At 37.6% G+C, this 17,466-nt stretch carries 15 protein-coding genes; 7 read left to right on the forward strand and 8 right to left on the reverse strand.

The features are described 5' to 3' along the window. Window positions 1-13 precede the first annotated feature (13 nt). Complete coding sequence (locus BMY50_RS23210; RefSeq protein WP_093329760.1) at window positions 14-1,261, reverse strand: competence/damage-inducible protein A; 1,248 nt, start codon at window positions 1,259-1,261, stop codon at window positions 14-16. Window positions 1,262-1,467: 206 nt separating this feature from the next. Continuing rightward, on the reverse strand, window positions 1,468-4,179 hold the full coding sequence (locus BMY50_RS23215) for a putative LPS assembly protein LptD (RefSeq protein WP_238383863.1): 2,712 nt from the start codon (window positions 4,177-4,179) through the stop codon (window positions 1,468-1,470). 212 nt (window positions 4,180-4,391) lie between these two features. Here BMY50_RS23215 and BMY50_RS23220 point away from each other — a divergent pair, with 212 nt between their 5' ends. The 3 genes from BMY50_RS23220 (at window position 4,392) to BMY50_RS23230 (ending at window position 7,166) form a co-directional block, all read left to right on the forward strand. Continuing rightward, on the forward strand, window positions 4,392-5,264 hold the full coding sequence (locus tag BMY50_RS23220) for an N-acetylmuramoyl-L-alanine amidase family protein (RefSeq protein ID WP_093329762.1): 873 nt from the start codon (window positions 4,392-4,394) through the stop codon (window positions 5,262-5,264). After that, window positions 5,264-6,142 (forward strand): N-acetylmuramoyl-L-alanine amidase family protein, encoded by an 879-nt coding sequence (locus BMY50_RS23225; protein ID WP_093329765.1) that lies wholly within the window; start codon window positions 5,264-5,266, stop codon window positions 6,140-6,142. Before BMY50_RS23220 ends, BMY50_RS23225 begins: the two co-directional genes overlap by 1 nt. Window positions 6,143-6,221: 79 nt before the next feature. After that, window positions 6,222-7,166: an MlaD family protein gene (locus tag BMY50_RS23230; protein WP_093329768.1), complete on the forward strand. Its 945-nt coding sequence runs from the start codon at window positions 6,222-6,224 to the stop codon at window positions 7,164-7,166. Here BMY50_RS23230 and BMY50_RS23235 read toward each other — a convergent pair. From BMY50_RS23235 to BMY50_RS23250, 4 genes are all read right to left on the reverse strand, one after another. Beyond that, the gene (locus BMY50_RS23235) at window positions 7,163-8,074 is read right to left on the reverse strand and encodes a ribonuclease Z (protein ID WP_093329772.1); all 912 of its coding nucleotides are present in this window, start codon (window positions 8,072-8,074) and stop codon (window positions 7,163-7,165) included. The two genes, BMY50_RS23230 and BMY50_RS23235, sit on opposite strands and share 4 nt — an antisense overlap. After that, the gene (locus tag BMY50_RS23240; RefSeq protein ID WP_093329780.1) at window positions 8,071-8,460 is read right to left on the reverse strand and encodes an STAS domain-containing protein; all 390 of its coding nucleotides are present in this window, start codon (window positions 8,458-8,460) and stop codon (window positions 8,071-8,073) included. The genes BMY50_RS23235 and BMY50_RS23240 overlap by 4 nt, the downstream gene beginning before the upstream one ends. A gap of 25 nt (window positions 8,461-8,485) precedes the next feature. Continuing rightward, a complete protein-coding gene (locus tag BMY50_RS23245; protein ID WP_093329784.1) occupies window positions 8,486-9,433 on the reverse strand; it encodes a phosphoribosylaminoimidazolesuccinocarboxamide synthase in 948 nt (315 codons plus the stop codon). A gap of 92 nt (window positions 9,434-9,525) precedes the next feature. Continuing rightward, window positions 9,526-10,488 carry a PhoH family protein gene (locus BMY50_RS23250; RefSeq protein WP_093329787.1) on the reverse strand — a complete coding sequence of 321 codons (963 nt, stop codon included), beginning with the start codon at window positions 10,486-10,488 and terminating at the stop codon, window positions 9,526-9,528. Between the two features lie 278 nt (window positions 10,489-10,766). Between BMY50_RS23250 and BMY50_RS23255 the strand changes: the two genes are divergently transcribed. The 4 genes from BMY50_RS23255 to BMY50_RS23270 all read left to right on the forward strand — a co-directional run bounded on the left by BMY50_RS23255 (window position 10,767) and on the right by BMY50_RS23270 (window position 15,397). Then, window positions 10,767-11,549: an SAM hydrolase/SAM-dependent halogenase family protein gene (locus BMY50_RS23255; protein WP_093329791.1), complete on the forward strand. Its 783-nt coding sequence runs from the start codon at window positions 10,767-10,769 to the stop codon at window positions 11,547-11,549. Window positions 11,550-11,568: 19 nt separating this feature from the next. Beyond that, window positions 11,569-12,081, forward strand: coding sequence for a hypothetical protein (locus BMY50_RS23260; protein ID WP_139202324.1), 513 nt, complete (start codon window positions 11,569-11,571; stop codon window positions 12,079-12,081). Between the two features lie 76 nt (window positions 12,082-12,157). Beyond that, window positions 12,158-13,990 carry an ABC transporter ATP-binding protein gene (locus BMY50_RS23265; protein WP_093329799.1) on the forward strand — a complete coding sequence of 611 codons (1,833 nt, stop codon included), beginning with the start codon at window positions 12,158-12,160 and terminating at the stop codon, window positions 13,988-13,990. A gap of 18 nt (window positions 13,991-14,008) precedes the next feature. Then, entirely contained in the window at window positions 14,009-15,397 is a 1,389-nt protein-coding gene (locus tag BMY50_RS23270) for an MBL fold metallo-hydrolase (RefSeq protein WP_093329803.1), read from the forward strand. A gap of 225 nt (window positions 15,398-15,622) precedes the next feature. On the opposite strand, the gene dprA is transcribed toward BMY50_RS23270, so the two are convergent. Then, window positions 15,623-16,714: a DNA-processing protein DprA gene (dprA, locus tag BMY50_RS23275; RefSeq protein ID WP_093329807.1), complete on the reverse strand. Its 1,092-nt coding sequence runs from the start codon at window positions 16,712-16,714 to the stop codon at window positions 15,623-15,625. A gap of 105 nt (window positions 16,715-16,819) precedes the next feature. After that, entirely contained in the window at window positions 16,820-17,455 is a 636-nt protein-coding gene (gene rsmG / locus BMY50_RS23280; RefSeq protein WP_093329811.1) for a 16S rRNA (guanine(527)-N(7))-methyltransferase RsmG, read from the reverse strand. Between the last annotated feature and the right edge of the window lie 11 nt (window positions 17,456-17,466).

Genomic DNA, 17,466 nt, shown 5'->3' on the forward strand with positions numbered 1-17,466 from the left:
TACCAAGTTTCAACTAAGTCACCTCTTCCTTCAAGAGGTAAAATAACATAATTAATGCGTTTGCTGCCGAACGTTCTATATTAGGAAGCCTAATTTTGCCAAAATTGAACAATTTCGCTTTTGCTCCATTTTTACCCGCTACGGCAATCCATACGGTGCCTACTGGCTTATCGGCTGTCCCCCCATCGGGCCCTGCAATTCCTGTAACCGCTAAACTGTAATCCGTGGCATATTGTTTTTGTGCGCCTAAGGCCATCTCTAATGCAACTTGCTCACTCACTGCACCATATTTTATAAGAGATTGTTCGGACACACCCAGCATACTAATTTTTAATTCGTTGCTATACGTTATTGCTCCTCCTTTAAATATGACGCTGCTTCCTGGTAAACTAGTAAGTAAATGGCCTATATATCCGCCTGTGCAACTTTCGGCGGTCGACAAACTTAAACCGTTATTTACCATAATTTCTAATAAAGTCTGCTCTAAAGAAATATCGCCGACACCTACGATATAGGGCTTAACCAACTTTTCAATAGTAGCTAGATAAGTCGAAACTTCTTTCTCCAAACTTGTCCCATCCGTTCCAAACCCCGTTAATCTCAATTTTACTTGTCCGTATTTCGGCAAGTAGGCCAGATGGATATGAGTAGGCAACGATTCCTCAAACGAAGCAAGCTTCTCGGCCAAAAATGATTCGCCCAAACCTGCGGTTAAGAGCGATTGATGTACAATAGCACTTTTTCCTGGAATATTTTTCAGCCTTGGGAGCACCTCATACTCCATTAGATATTTCATTTCCGATGGAACGCCCGGCATAATTACAAATATTCTTCCCTTTTCGTTAATCCACATGCCGGGTGCTGTACCCGTTTCATTGTGGAGAACTGTTGCATTGGCCAATACATCCGCTTGTTTATTATTTACTTCCAACATTGGCCTATTAAACTTTTTAAAAATAGCTGTTACATGAGCCAAGACCTGCTCGTCGCGGTATAGTGTAGTACTGAAATAGTCAGCGAGTGTCTTTTTCGTGACATCATCTTTTGTAGGTCCAAGGCCGCCAGTGCATAGAATAACATCTGCTCGGTTTATTGCTAAATCGAGCGCTTCTGTAATAGCCTTCGATTTATCAGCTACTGAACTTATTTGTACCAATTCAATCCCAATTAAATTGAGTTGATTGGCAATCCAGGCAGAGTTTGTGTCTACAATCTGCCCGATCAATATCTCATCTCCTATCGTAATGATCTCAGCTGTCATAGGGAGCTTTTGTTTTTTAATTAACTAATAACCTGCATTTTAAATCTAGACCCTTGCATTTCTCTATTAACGACGAATAAAGTCTTGTTACTTGCTACTTAAGTCTTGCTACTTGACACTTATATCTTGCTACTTGATACTTATATCTTGCTACTTGATACTTATATCTTGCTACTTGGTACTTATATCTTGCTACTTATATCTCGCTAAAAACTATTATAATAGTCGTTACGTTTTGTAAGTTTTAGATCTTGAAGAATAGAAGCTTTCACACGAATATTGAAGGTATAACTTCTGTATGTTCCAAAGGGAATCCATCCAAAAGACATATCCCAACAATGCAGATCGCGATATATATTAAATTGGGTTAAACTCATTTTTTTTGTTTGAAAATCATAACCGGAATTATATTGTATTTTCCATTTTGGTGTAACAGAAAGATCTCCATGTATATTGATTGTACTGGTTATATTAGACTTCGCAAATGGCTTGCTATATTGAAAACTAAAAGAAGCCGCGATGTTCCAAGGAATATTAAAATCAACAAAAGCGTTAGGGTCAGAACTTATACGGGCGAGCTCCTGCTGCTGCTCGGGCGTCATATTGGGTTTGTTCTTGTCCATCTCATTTAAATTATTATTTCTGCTTTTCGCAGCTTCAGGATTAAAGCTGAAGTCCATAGACAAACCAAACTGTGTTAAACGCGCCAACTGCCCTCCTTTAATCGCATATTCATTGATCCGCCTATAACTTGGCATAGTGCTACCAGGTGTCGTTACCTCGACATAGCGATAAGGATCAAAAGATCCGTTAAAGTTTAAACCCAGTTTCTGATCAAATAAGGCCGTTCTGCCTGAAAAAGATATGTTGGAAAGGTTAAAAGAGTCTGCCACAAAATTATAGTTACCGCTAAAGGTTAACCCTTGTAAGATAGGTACTTTTTTAAAGCCCGTACCGGTAGTATCTTTATCGCTCTTTATTTTAGCTTCGATATTGTTATCAATTGAAAAACCAATACCCATGGAACGCCCGGCACTAGGTGAACCATAAATCGCATTTTGAAAGATTGAATATTTGACAGGCCTTCCCTGATTATCTAAAACAGGTGTACCATCGGCATAGCGTTGTTCTCTATAAAATCCAAAACGAGCATCGGAAAAATCAGGTCGGTAGTTAAAATTGACAGAAGGCGTGATCACGTGCCTCAATGCCGCTAATTTCCCTTTAAAGTTTTTTTGTCCGTAAACTTTTGTAGAAAACCCGGTTGAAAAACTATAATCGTATGCTCTGTTAAAACCTTGCACGGTATCAATCCGTTCGACATAACCAGAAGGGTCATTATCAAAACGTTTACGCGTCGATTGAAAATACCATCTTTCGGTATAATTTAAACTGGTATTAAACTGAAAATAGTTAGCTACATTTAAAGATAAGCTTACAGGAATGTTATGCTGTATACCATTTTGCATCTTCCCCAATGTTTCTTTTCTAAATAAAAGACTGTCAGGACTATTAATGGTGTTTTTACCTTGCATACTGTAACCTACAGTAAGTCTTTGATACCACTTTTGCTCACCTACCCGCTCTTTAGAATCAAAAGGGTTGAAAGTAGCCACATTTAAGTTGAAGGTAGGTAATTCTAAATTGATCTGGCCAGTACTAATGTCCTGTCTGTGACTTAAGCTTGATGTAAAATTAACTTTCCCGTCTGCGAATGTTTTACCATAAGCAATACTGGAAGACATGTTATTCCTGGTAATTTGATTGTAATCATAGGTACCACTAGCAGCTGTATTTGAAAAGAAACTACCTGTTCCTGCGTTAACAGAAGCACTAAAGGTTGTCCCAGGATTTGCTTCTTGCCGTTGTGAATGATTCCAGGTTATATTGAAATCCTTTGCCCTTGAAAAGCCGGGGGTGTTCTCTTCACCATTTTTGGTATAAGCGTAACGTAAACTAAATCCTCCATCATACTTATAATTCTTTTTATAACGCACCCTTGCATTTGCCTCCCACGACCCCTTGGTGTACAAATTACCTCGCAATTCTGCATCCCAATAATCATTTAAACCTATGTAGTATCCAGCATCACGCAAAAAGAAGCCACGGGAAAAATCTTCGCCGAAAGAAGGGAACAGAATACCTGATTGCCGTTTGTTGGTTTTTGGAAAAAAACCAAAGGGGATCATAACAAAACGTAAAGGCACCTGCTCTATCACCATGTAAGCACTTTTCGATACCACTTGATTTTCGGTCAGAATTACCCTACTCATCTGAATACCGAAATGTGTGTGCGGAAAAGGCAAATTACAGGTACTGTAAAAACCGTGCCTTATAAATTGCTCATTATATTCGTTCTTTTTGATTTCTCGCGCCTGAATAGATGCACCATCCATTTCAGTAAATACCCCGTAAGTCTTACCCTTCTTACTATCGAAATTAAAAATTAAAGAATCTACTGTTACAGGTGGGTCAGTTGCTGTCTTGAAGATAGGTCGTCCTCTATATTTACCGTTATGATCAATCAAACCGCTGGCAAACATTGTACGCGAATTATTATCAATCCGTATATAATCTGCCGTGAGCTCCATATCTTCATACTTGATTTTGGCATTACCATATAAATGTAGCTGATTATTTTTACGATCGGTGATAGTAGAATCTTCCGCATTACTGAGCACCATAGAGCTTATTCCCTGCCCGTCTCCTTTTTTAGTAGTATCGCGATTAACAGAATCCCTTGTAACGGAATCCATTACTACTGCTTCTCTTTTAACAGTATCTTGCACATTATTTAGCGGACGTTTCAAACTATCCTGTACAATAAATTGCTGTCCTGAAGCCAAAATTGGCATCAATACCCCAAAAAGAAATAAAATAAGTTCAAAAAAAACGCTAACAGACTTCAAATTTGACAACGAATATTATTTTTGCAGTATATGAATTTTAAGGAGCCCAAAATTAATGAAAGCATTAACAGCTTGCAATAGCGATGATATTTTCATTCAACGTTTTCAATTTGTAATCGCTACAGCTTGAAAAACTTTTACAAAGGAAGCATTTATTAACAATATCATACAATAAGATTATCTTTATAGCATTAATATATTTAAATAAGAACGAAGTTTGGATGATTAGATTTGTAACAAAACTTACCGCAGCTGTCTGTTTTATCATCTCATTACAGATACCAACGCAAAGTTTAGCTAATAAGTATGACAACCCCTATAAATTAAAAATTATTGTGATCGATGCAGGCCACGGTGGAAGAGATGGGAATACACATGGATCCTTTTCGAAGGAAAAAGACATAACGCTAGCGGTTGCCCTGAAACTAGGCAAAGCCATTGAAGAAGAGCTAAATGGTGTAAAAGTAATTTATACCAGAACCGATGATAGTTTTATAGAGCTTTATGAACGAATTGGAATAGCAAATAGAAACAAGGCCGATTTATTTATTTCCTTACATTGCAATTCGATGCCACATACCACTCGGCGTGTAGTAACCCGTTATGTTAGAAATAAACGTGGTAGAAAAGTACCTGTTTATAGATCGGTCTCTTCGCAGAATACCAGCGTAAAAGGAGTGGAAACTTTTGTTTCTGGTTTTGGCAGGTTAGACGAACAAGATGTTGCCATGCGCGAAAATGCCTCGATGCTGTTGGAAGAAAACTATCAGGAGAACTATGAAGGGTTTGACCCTAAGGATCCGGAGAGTTATATTGTATTTTCGTTGATGAAAAATCAATACCGCGACTTAAGTATTAAATTTGCAACTGTTATTCAAGAACAATATATTAATGCCGGGAGAACTGATAGAGGTGTTAAAGAGCAAAGCCTTGCTGTATTAGCCAGAGCCGGTATGCCCGCCGTTTTGACAGAAATGGGCTTTATAAGTAATCCTGACGAGGAAGCATATATGAATTCCCCACAAGGACAAAAAGAAATTGTTGATAATTTAGTAAATGCCATTAAAAATTATAAAAAACAGATTGAGAACTGATGTATAATATTCGCTTATCCATTACCTTTTTAATTTTAGTATTAGTAAGTACACTATTTATTTCTGCGGCTCCACCTATGAAACCAAACGGGAAGCCTCAAGAGTATCGCATGAGAACCATCGTTATCGACGCTGGACATGGGGCTCATGACACAGGTGCTAAAGGACGCATATCTGTGGAAAAAGACGTTGCATTACAAGTTGCATTAAAATTGGGAAGAGCTATACAGCGCGACATGAAAGGAATTAATGTAATCTATACACGTACAACAGATACGTTCATCCCTCTCTATGAGCGCATAGGCCTAGCTAACAGTAAAAAGGCTGACTTGTTTATATCTATACACTGCAACTCCATGCCAAATGTGAAGAAAAGAACAATTACTGGTTACAGGAGAAGAAACGGGAGGAGAGTTCCCATATACCGCACTACCAGTGTTCCTAACACAAGCACTAGAGGCACAGAAACATTTGTATCGGGATACGGCAGGCTGGACGAGCAAGATGCAGCGGTAAGAGAAAATGCTTCCATGTTATTAGAAGACAATTATAAAGATAACTACGAAGGCTTTGACCCAAAAGACCCGGAAAGTTACATTATCTTTTCACTCATGAAAAATGCCTATCGTGATCAAAGTATCAAATTTGCGTCTTTTATTGAGGGGGAATATGTTAAAACTGGTCGTGGTAGCCGTGGCGTAAAAGAATTGAGCTTGGCGGTGCTAGCTCGGGCAGGAATGCCTGCTGTTTTGACGGAGATTGGGTTTATCAGCAATCCGGACGAAGAACGTTACTTAAACTCCTCTAGCGGACAAGAAGAAGTAGTTAATAATTTATTAACTGCGATTAAAAGCTATAAAAAACAGACAGAGAATTAAACAAAACTATTATTTTGTTGTTCCAAGTAATGGATAAATGCCGTATAACATTATATTTACATTTCATTAAATAAAACGGATGAGGATTTCTAACGAAACGAAAGTGGGAATTTTAGCCACTGTAGCCATTGCTGTTCTTATTATAGGATATAGTTTTTTAAAGGGAAATGATGTTTTTACAAGTGAAAATACTTTTTACGCCAGCTATGATAGAGTGGATGGTTTGAGTGTTTCTAAACCTGTAATGGTTAATGGGTATCAAATAGGTCGCGTTTCCAAAATGCAATTACAATCGAGCGGAAAAATTCTCACCGAATTTAAAATCAAACAAGATTATGCTATTCCGGCAAATACCATCGCCCGGATAGCTAGCACAGATCTATTGGGCGGAAAAGCTATCGTTTTCGAGCTAGGCGACAGCCCGACATATGCAAATGATGGTGATACATTAAGAGCAAACATTCAAAGAAATATTCTTGAACAGGTTGAACCTGTACAGAAAAAGGCTGAAGCCGTGGTAGCGGTGCTCGACTCAGTGTTGAGTTCTATTAATAATACAATAAATGCAGATTTCCAACACAACTTTAATCGTAGTATTGCAAGTATTGCTAATACGTTAAATACCTTAGAGCATACCACAACGCAGGTAGATGCCATTGTTGGCACACAACGGACTAAACTTGCCAATATCTTAAGTAACGTAGAAGCCATTTCAGCCAACTTCAAAAATAATGGCGATAAAATAACCAACATTTTGGGTAACCTAGAAAGTGTTAGTGACAAAGCGGCTAAAGCCGATTTTGAACGAACCATTAACAATGCGAATGCAGCTGTCGCTGATTTACAGAATATTGTAAATAATATAAACAGCGGTAAGGGCTCTGTAGGTTTATTGTTAAATGATGAGAAGCTTTATGATAACCTAAATAATGCCTCGAAGAATTTAGACAATTTAATGATAGACTTAAAAGAGAATCCGAGCAGATATGTTCATTTCTCTATTTTTGGAAAAAAGAGAGATTAAATCTCAAATGTTTGCCCTTCTATAGCTAATGCGGTATTTGCAAACAATGTTTTACTTTCATCCAACAGTGGCTGCAAATCTTTATACCTCGCGGAGAAGTGGCCTATAAGAAGCTTATTTACGTTAACTGCATTAGCAATTTCGGCCGCCTGCAATGCTGTGGTATGAAAAGTTTCGGCAGCCCTATCTACCATCTCATGTAAAAAGGTGGCTTCATGATAGAGTAAATCGACATCCTTTATATAAGGCCAGTAGCTTTCGGTATAAATGGTATCTGAACAGAATGCGTAACTTTTTGGTAACGCAGCAGGTATTGTTAGTTCACTGGCCTTATAAATCTTTCCAGACGGATCAGTGTAATCTATACCTTTTTTTATTAATGGATAATAACCAATTGGAATATCCAAGCCTTCTATTATTTCCTTATTTATACGGGGAAGACGTTGCTTTTCTTTGAAAACATAACCCGTACAGGGAATTCGATGACTTATTGGAAAACTCGTAACCTCAAAATTACTATCAGCCAGTAGTTGCCTGGCTCCATCGGCCTTGGTGGCATGAAACACTAGGTTATACCTAAGTTGCGTTTCGGAATAATGAAGCTGCAGATCTATTATTTCTTTTAATCCCGAAGGACCGAAGACATAAAGATCTTCCTTCCTTCCATTAAGATGCATGGACGAAATAAGCCCTACTAAGCCTAAATAGTGGTCACCATGAAGGTGCGATATAAAAACATATTTTATACGGTTTGCTTTAAAATTATATCGCTGCAATTGCAACTGTGTACCTTCACCACAATCAATTAAACTTAAAACATCATTGCAGTTTAAAACTTGCGCCGTGTGATGCCTGCCATATAAAGGTGTTGCCGAATTGCTTCCTAAAATGGTTACTTCAAATCTCATTCTTCATCTGTTGCCACCTGTCCTCTAAACTCTTTTTCTAATTCTTCCATAAAGATTAGATCTTCTGCTTCATCGGAACTTGGTACAACATGTAAAACATCCTTCAAATTAGACAATTCAATCAGTTGCATTATTTTTTTACTTGCACAGCAAATAACAAAAACACCCCCTGCTGCATGACACAGCCTATGAGCTGTTAATGCACACCTTAATCCGGAAGTATCTGCGTCTTTTACCTGGGAAAGATCTAAAACAATATTTCTTTGGCCATCTGTATTCAACAATACAAATTCAGATTTAATCTTGGGCGCTGTAACGCCATCTAAAACTGCTTCATGAGGAGTAATGACTACATAACGCTCATGTTTATCGATTGTGAATTTCATACTTTTTAGTTTTTTAATCAGTTTCTTATAACAACTCCTGCAGGGCTTTATTGATATTGCCCTCCACCCTTTTCTCAATATCTTTTATGTCGTAGCGAATAAACTTTTCTCCGGTTATATGCTCATAAAGTTCGATATATCTTTCGGAAATAGAAGCTACTAATTCATCATTCATTTCAGGCACGTTTTGCCCTTCTTTACCTTGAAAGCCATTTTCAATTAACCATTTGCGGACAAATTCTTTCGAGAGTTGTCGCTGGGGCTTACCTTCACGTTGTAATTCTTCGTAACCTTCTTTATAAAAATATCTTGATGAATCAGGCGTGTGAATTTCATCAATAAGATAAATTTCATTGCCTATTTTTCCAAATTCATATTTTGTATCCACCAATATCAATCCTTGGGCGTGAGCAATTTCAGTTCCACGATTAAAAAGTGCTTTTGTAAATTTCTCCAGCTGCACATAATCTTCTTCGCTAACTATATTTTGGCGAAGAATTTCTACCCGTGAAATATCTTCATCATGCCCTATTGCAGCCTTTGTTGTAGGAGTAATAATGGGAGCTGGCAGTTTATCATTTTCCTTTAATCCATCCGGGAGCTTCTCACCGCATACTTCACGTTTCCCTGCAGCATACTCCCGCCAAGCATGTCCAGAAAGATATCCGCGAATAACCATTTCTACTTTAAAAGGCGCAGCAATTTTCCCTATCGTTGCGCTAGGGTCTGGCACATCGATCACCCAATTGGGCAAAATATCTTCCGTAGCTTTTAAAAATTTAGCCGCTATTTGATTAAGCACTTGTCCTTTATAAGGAATGGCTCTTGGAAGCACTACATCAAAAGCCGATATACGGTCTGACACTACCATTGCCAAAAATTTATTATCTATGGTATATACATCACGTACCTTCCCTTTATAAAAAGCCGTTTGATGCGGAAAATTAAAATTTGTTTCTTTTATTGCGTTCACTGTATTCAATTAAAAATTCAAAAGTAAAAAATAAAAAGGCCATCTATCAACCAACATTGGCTAATTGTCTAATTTCCAAATTGGCTAATTAGCTAGATATCGCCGTAGGCCTCCAATATTCTTTTTACCAGTTTATGCCTCACTACATCTCCCCCACTCAAATAAATAATATCAATTCCCTCAATATTATCTAACAATTTAATTGCACCATTAAGACCCGACTGTTGTTTTTTAGGTAAGTCTATCTGTGTCACGTCACCCGTCACAATAAATTTAGCTGTGGGTCCCATACGTGTTAAAAACATTTTCAGCTGCATCTCTGTCGCATTCTGCGCCTCATCTAAAATAACAAAGCAATTGTCTAAGGTTCTCCCCCGCATGAAAGCTAACGGAGCAACTTCAATTGTACGGTTTTCCAAATAAAGTTTCAATTTCTCTGCCGGGATCATATCATCCAATGCATCGTAAAGCGGTCTTAAATAAGGATCCACTTTTTCTTTTAAATCACCAGGAAGAAACCCTAAGTTCTCCCCAGCTTCTACCGCTGGCCGCGTTAATATGATACGTTTTACTTCTTTATTACGTAATGCTCTTACCGCCAAAGCAACAGCTGTATATGTTTTACCTGTACCAGCAGGTCCAATGGCAAATAGTATGTCATTTTTCAAGATGCTATCAACCATTTTCCGCTGATTGGCCGTACGGGCCTTCACAACTATGCCGTTTGGTCCAAAAACAATCGGTTCACCACTAAATGGTGCTGCAGCCTTTTCGACAACACTTTGGGCAGCCATTACCGCCGGAGTAGCACCCAATATTGTTTCTATGTCATTATAATTTATATGGTTAAACTTTTCTAAATGATTTAAAACAGCTCCAAATTTAGTTCTGAAAATACCACTTTCTTCTTCATCACCCAACACCTTCAATTCTGTTCCGCGCGCCACCAGCTTTAACTTAGGAAAATATTTTCTAATAAGTTCGAAATGTTCGTTTTGAGCACCCCACAATAAGGCGGGATCTACATGTTCTAGTGTTATTCGTAATTCGTTCAAATTCTGTATTTAATTAATTTATGTTACCAGTGCTAACGGTTCTTCTATTTTTCTTTCGCATTGTACGGTAATTGCTTAATGGATTTTTTATATTTTTGGAAATATTCGCAACTAAATATGAAAAAATCATGCTAGGTTTGCACCTTTAAATCCCTACGCAAGATTACTAATTATAGCGCATAAAAAAAAGTATTATGCAATAATAGGAAATCCTGTGTAAGTCGTAAAATTATGTATATACGCAGGGAATTATGGATAAAGCGGACTGAGATATAGATATGGGCATTATTACGTTAACTACTGATTTAGGACACAAAGATTTTTACCAGGCAGCGCTTAAGGGCAGCATCATTAGCCTATATCCAACTGTACGACTAGTAGATATTTCTCATGATATTGCTCCCTTTAATATTCAACAAGCTGCTTTCGTGTTAAAGAATGCGTATAAATATTTCCCAAAAGATACCGTGCATTTAATTGGTATCGATTCTGTTTTCAATAAGGACACACGTTATTTAGCGGTAAAACATAAAGGTCACTATTTTGTAGGGGCTGATAATGGCATTTTCTCGCTACTTTTTGAAGATATACCGGAAAAGGCTGTAGAGCTAAATATTATGCAGGATCTCAAATTTCTCCATTTTCCACTTACAGACATATTTGCCAAAGCGGCTACTCATTTGGCAAAGGGAGGAACGATGGAGGATATTGGGGACTTAGTCGAATCTTTGGTAAAAAGAGTTGTTATACAACCTATTATTGATGGCAGTACCATTCGTGGCAGTGTTATATATATCGACTCTTTCCAGAATGTTATTACAAATATTAATAAAGAGCTATTTAATCAAATACAAAAAAATAGAAATTTCGAACTTTTCTTTCGACGAAATGAATCGATAAAACACTTGAGCTGGCACTACAATGAAGTGCCCGAAGGAGAAAAATTATGTCTCTTTGGCATCAGTAATCACTTAGAGATTGCCATTAATAAAGGAAATGCGAGCGGGTTGCTTGGACTACAAGTTGGCGATATTATTCGAATAGAATTTAAAGAAAGATAGTTAAAAAACAAATTGCACAGTGAAATATATACCATTAACAGCTATCATTATCATGCTTTCTATAAGCGGCATTTTCGCCTCTTCGAAAGAGGATAGTACCGCTTATGAGAAACAGCGTGAGCGGGTTAATAAATTACTTGATCAACGTAGGGAACGTTTTGGCGAGTTTGATGCAAGCTTAACGGCTAGAAGTGGCATATTCGGATTAAAAACAAAAAAAGATATGCAATCATCTATCGATATCCTAAAACAGATAGTGCTTACAGATAACAATATTTTCAAAGAAACGAAAGCCCTACTGGATTATAAGGACTTTGAAAAGCAGACCGTTGAAGGCCAGGTAGAAGTATCTGGAGAACGTATAACAGGCTATATCAATACGATCAGCAAGCTTCAACGAAGCCAAGATCAGCTGGCAGAAGAGATCATGGTATTAGAAAAAAGAAGCAATATCTACCTTTCTCTACTCCTATTTGCATTTCTAGCGCTTATGACAAGCTTATATATTTTAACCAAAAGAAGGAAAAATTGACGCTAAAGTGATAGGGGGCAGCTTTAATGTAGCTACTTTTGCATGTTAAATTAATATAAAAATCGATATTCAATTAATGGCACGTGCTCGACTAAACAGTGGAAATGGGATTGATGAAGAACTACCAAAAACAAAAATCAATAAAGCATCTTTAAGCAATGTAGGTAAGCTTCTTAAATACCTGAAACCATATCGGGCGAAATTCATTATTGGAATGTTTTTCCTGTTCCTATCTAGTGTGTCATTGCTGGCATTTCCTGCTCTGATGGGAAGTATGGTTGATGCCGCACAGGGAAAACAAGGACTAGCCTTTATACCAGCTAATATAAAATCTATTGGTATTATTGCCTTTATCATCCTTTTCTTTCAATCATTTGTGTCCTTCTTCCGAATTAGGTTGTTCGTAGAGGTGGCTGAAAAAACGCTCGCTGATATAAGGCGCGATACTTATTTTAACCTGATAACCCTGCCAATGGATTTTTTTGCGAACAGGAGGGTTGGGGAGCTTAACAGTCGCCTTTCTGCCGATTTATCTCAGATACAGGATACTATGACTACCACTTTTGCTGAAATGATTAGACAAGCAATTTTACTCGTGGGAGGAATAAGCTTCCTATTTATTGTTTCGGTTAAACTTACTTTACTTAACCTTTCTATTTTACCAGTTATTGTAATTATCGCCGTATTTTTTGGTAAGTTTATTAGGAGTTTATCGAGAAAAGCGCAGGACAAACTTGCTGAATCAAATACAATCGTTCAGGAAACTTTACAGGGCATCAGCAATGTAAAAGCTTTTGTGAATGAAGCATATGAAGCGAATCGTTACCAAAATTCGTTGAAAGCAGTTGTTGATCTGGCTTTAAGGGGGGCCAGCTATAGAGGTCTATTTGCCTCCTTTATATTATTCTGCATCTTTGGAGCAGTCGTAAGTGTTATATGGTATGGCTCAGATCTTATAGCCAGAGGTGAACTTTCTGTAGGAGCCTTAACAACCTACATTATCTCTTCTCTATTTGTTGCAGGATCTATGGGTAGTTTTCCTGAACTTTATGCAAATGTGCAGAAAGCGGTAGGCGCTACAGAAAGAGTTATTGAGATTTTGGAAGAAGACAAAGAACAGGTATCTATCCATCCGGAGGAAAACGAGATAAAGGAAAGAATAAAAGGAGGTCTACAGTTTGATCAGGTAAAATTTGCCTATCCCTCACGACGCGAAATTACTGTTTTAAAGGACATATCGTTTTCAGCAAATGTTGGAGAGAAAATAGCCATCGTTGGCCCAAGTGGTACCGGTAAATCGACACTTGCTGCATTGATACTCGGCTTTTACAAACCCCAACAGGGCCATATTTTATTTGACAACAAAGATGCCAACGATTTCAAATTAACAGATATTAGAAATCAAGTAGCCATCGTTCCGCAAGATGTCTTGCTCTTTGGTGGATCTATACGGGAAAACATAGCATATGGCAAATTAACAGCTACTCCTGAAGAAGTAATTGAGGCGTCAAAAAGAGCAAACGCCCATGATTTTATTATGAGTTTTCCCGAGGGGTATGACACTTTGGTTGGGGAACGTGGTATAAAACTTTCAGGTGGGCAACGTCAGCGAATTGCTATCGCCAGAGCATTATTGAAAGATCCGGCGATATTAATTTTGGATGAGGCAACCTCTTCCTTAGATTCTGAATCCGAACGTTTAGTTCAAAATGCATTGGAAGAACTAATGAAAAACAGGACTTCCATCATAATAGCCCATAGATTATCTACTATTAGAGAAGCCAACAAAATTATTGTAATCGAGAAAGGACGTGTTGTTGAAAGTGGTACACATTATGAACTTCTTCAGCATGAAACGGGATTATATCGTTATCTTAGCAATCTTCAGCAGGAGAAGATTGACGGATAAATGCTAGAATAAAAGTTTATGAATTTAACAACATGGGGCGCAGCGCAACAGGTTACTGGCAGCATGCATCTCCTAGAAACAGCAAATTATAAAATACTTATAGACTGCGGTCTCGATTATGAACACGATAACAATCTTGAAAAAAATGAAAGCTTCCCCTTTAATCCAGCTGAAATAGACGTTGTTGTTTTAACACATGCTCACATAGACCATTCTGGCAATATACCTACGCTTATTAAGGATGGTTTTGAGGGTCAAATACTCTGTACCTCACCAACGGCCGCTTTAAGTGAGCTGCTGATGCTAGATTCTGTAAATATTTTTCTTAAAAAGGAAAAAAGGAAAGTTAAAAGAGGCGGTAAAAATTTCATTAAATATACTAAACCTCTTTATTTACAAAAGCATGTAATGGAGACTACAGAACGCTTTGTCACCCTGCCCTTCCATAAAGCATTTAAGGTTACCGGAGAAATCGAAGTTACGTTTATACCTATTGGACATTTATTGGGAGCAGCAGCCGTTTTATTCCAAATTGAAGAAAATGGAAAAAAGAAAAGAATTGCTTTTACAGGTGATGTAGGAAGAAAAGGATATCCTATTCTGCAAGACCCTGAAAAAATTCCACAAGTAGATTATCTGGTTTGTGAATCAACTTATGGTGGAAGAATACATAGCGATGAGGATCTTACCGAAATATTGATTAAAACTATTACAGATACATGTATTAAAACGCCCGGAAAGCTAATTATTCCAGCTTTTAGCGTTGGTCGTACGCAAGCACTTGTGTATAGCCTTAATAGGATTTTCAGTAAGAATTTATTACCCCCTGTGCAGATTTTTGTCGACAGTCCGTTAGCTAATTATGCAACAGACGTTTATAGAAAATTTCATTCTTTGTTAAACGAAGAAGCGCAAGAGTTTTATGCGCTGGAAGGCGATCAATTTGAGTTTGAAAATCTTAAATATATTGAAAACCTGGATGAGAGCAAGGATATTGCAAATTACTATGATCCCTGCATCATTGTCTCTTCTGCGGGTATGTTAGAAGGAGGACGCATACAGGATCACTTATATCAGAATTTGCAAAATTATTATTGCACTATTCTTTTTATTGGATATTGTGCAAAGGGAACATTGGGGCATCGATTACTTAGGGGCGATCCTGTCGTGAAAATAAAAAACAGGGAGCTTTCTGTTTATGCTTCAATTAAACAAACCGACTGCCTGAGTGGACATGCTGATCACAATGACTTGGTAGCGACCGTCTCACAGCAGTCTCCGGAAATACTTAAAAAGGTCTTTTTAGTACATGGAGACCTCCAACGTATGCAGGACTTGCAAACAGATTTAACCGCGAAAGGATACACCGTTGAAATATCCCAAAAAGGTGTGCGTTCGGTACTCTAAAACTTATCAAAAACAGGCCAAACAAAACAAGCCTTTTACTGTATTTTAAATATGGTAATTAGAAAATTATTCTTTAAATTTTTAGTATTTCTTAATGGCATAGTCCTCCCCAGTTTAGCACATAAGGACCCTTCGAAATTAAGCAAATTACAACAGGGTATATTAGCATGGCGTTACTGGGCATTAAAAAATTCGAAATAGAAAACTCCTATTATAAATAAAATTTTAAGGAATTCTGTACATTTTTCCCGGAAGAGCTATTATTCCTCCTTTCATTTCTAACTCTAATAAAATCATAGCTAATTTATTCTGCGGAAGTTTTAACCGATACAAGAGCGCGTCTATGCCCATCGGTCCAGCTTCTTCGAGCGCCTCATAAACATTTTTTTCAGTTGCACTCATTACAAAATCTACCTGCAATTGCTGGCTATGTATAACAGCATTCAACTCCCAGTTCATGATGTATTCTAGATCCTTTACCGAGCTGATTAGGTGAGCACGATTGGTTTTTATAAGATAATTGCACCCGTTTGAGTAGGGTTTACGTATGTCTCCTGGAAATGCACAAACGTCCCGATTGTACGTATTCGCTATCTCGGCAGTAATGAGCGCGCCACCTTTCAATGCGGCTTCTACAACGATCGTTACATCTGCCATACCGGCAATAATTCTATTTCTTGAAGGAAAGTTCTGCCTATCAGGTTTTGTACCTGAGGAATATTCCGTTAATAGACCGCCGTGCTTCAGCATCTCTAAAGCCAAGTTTCGGTTAGATGCGGGATAGATACGATCAAGTCCATGCCCTAATACGCCTATTGTTGGTAGATTGTTCTTCACGCAGGCTTTATGGACATAGCTATCTATACCTAATGCCAACCCACTTACGACCAATACATCATGCCCTCTTAACCCTGCTATAAATTCGTCGCATATACCTTTACCGTAATCAGTAGCATTACGCGTTCCTACTATACTTATAATCCGTTTAGCATTAACAGCTACATTTCCCTTGTAATATAAAAGAATAGGCGCATCATTGCAGAAAATCAATTTTTCTGGATAGTTATCAGCTTTCCAGAATAGTACATTAATTTTATGTTTTTCAATAAAAGCTATTTCCTTTTCCACCTCCTTCATTACATTATTTTGTAAAATAGAATTAGCTATCGACTCTCCTATACCTGGTATTTTTATCAACTGTTTTTTGGGTGTTCTAAAAATTTCTTCGGGGCTGCCACAATAATCGAGCAGATGTTTAGCGATGACACTACCAACGCCCTTAATCCGCGCAAGTGCCAGCTGGTAAATAAGGCTCATATTTCTTTGATAATAGGTTTACTTTCTTACGAGCTGTAAGATAATAAATATCGTACAAAGAAAAAAGAATTTCACGTGAAACCGTCAATAAAGCTATATCTAACCCTATCTGGCCACGTATACTAAAGATTTGGTCTCAAAAAATTCTTCAGAAAAGAAGTCAGTTAAGGGGTAGATTTCAGCATTCAGCTTTGATTCTTTAATCTCTTCGGTTAGATCTCCTCCTTTTAGGTATAAAATTCCGTTTGGTAGCGCGTGTATGGAATTTTTTTTGAACTTATTGTGTACCCATGGGTAAAATTCTCCCAGTCGTGTTACCGCTCTTGATATTACAAAATCATATTTGTCCTTTATTTGCTCAGCTCGGATGTGACTTGCTTTAATATTTTTCAATCCTATTGTTTGGGCAACCTCGTTAACAACCTTTATCTTTTTTCCGATAGAGTCAACCAGATGAAAGCTGGTTTCTGGAAACAATATAGCCAAAGGAATGCCGGGAAATCCTCCTCCTGTTCCAACATCTAATACACTTGCCCCTTCTTTAAATGAAATAAATTTAGCGATCGCCAAAGAATGTAAAATATGACGCTCATATAATCCGTCAATATCTTTACGCGATATGACATTGATCTGCGTATTCCAAAACTTATAGACATCTTCCAATGCATCTATCTGCTGCTTTTGAATCTCATTGAGGTTATTAAAATACTTATATATAAGTGCTGATGTTATCTTTTCCATAGTTGACTTTA

The sequence above is a fragment of the Olivibacter domesticus genome, from assembly GCF_900109575.1.
Taxonomy (GTDB): Bacteria; Bacteroidota; Bacteroidia; order Sphingobacteriales; family Sphingobacteriaceae; genus Olivibacter; species Olivibacter domesticus.

Excerpts from the sequence above, each read along its gene's own strand:
- BMY50_RS23220 (WP_093329762.1), top strand. The coding sequence starts at position 4,392 with ATGATTAGATTTGTAACAAAACTTACCGCAGCTGTCTGTTTTATCATC.
- rsmG (WP_093329811.1), bottom strand. The coding sequence starts at position 17,455 with ATGGAAAAGATAACATCAGCACTTATATATAAGTATTTTAATAACCTC.
- BMY50_RS23240 (WP_093329780.1), bottom strand. The coding sequence starts at position 8,460 with ATGAAATTCACAATCGATAAACATGAGCGTTATGTAGTCATTACTCCT.
- BMY50_RS23265 (WP_093329799.1), top strand. The coding sequence starts at position 12,158 with ATGGCACGTGCTCGACTAAACAGTGGAAATGGGATTGATGAAGAACTA.
- BMY50_RS23270 (WP_093329803.1), top strand. The coding sequence starts at position 14,009 with ATGAATTTAACAACATGGGGCGCAGCGCAACAGGTTACTGGCAGCATG.
- dprA (WP_093329807.1), bottom strand. The coding sequence starts at position 16,714 with ATGAGCCTTATTTACCAGCTGGCACTTGCGCGGATTAAGGGCGTTGGT.
- BMY50_RS23225 (WP_093329765.1), top strand. The coding sequence starts at position 5,264 with ATGTATAATATTCGCTTATCCATTACCTTTTTAATTTTAGTATTAGTA.
- BMY50_RS23230 (WP_093329768.1), top strand. The coding sequence starts at position 6,222 with ATGAGGATTTCTAACGAAACGAAAGTGGGAATTTTAGCCACTGTAGCC.
- BMY50_RS23210 (WP_093329760.1), bottom strand. The coding sequence starts at position 1,261 with ATGACAGCTGAGATCATTACGATAGGAGATGAGATATTGATCGGGCAG.
- BMY50_RS23235 (WP_093329772.1), bottom strand. The coding sequence starts at position 8,074 with ATGAGATTTGAAGTAACCATTTTAGGAAGCAATTCGGCAACACCTTTA.
- BMY50_RS23255 (WP_093329791.1), top strand. The coding sequence starts at position 10,767 with ATGGGCATTATTACGTTAACTACTGATTTAGGACACAAAGATTTTTAC.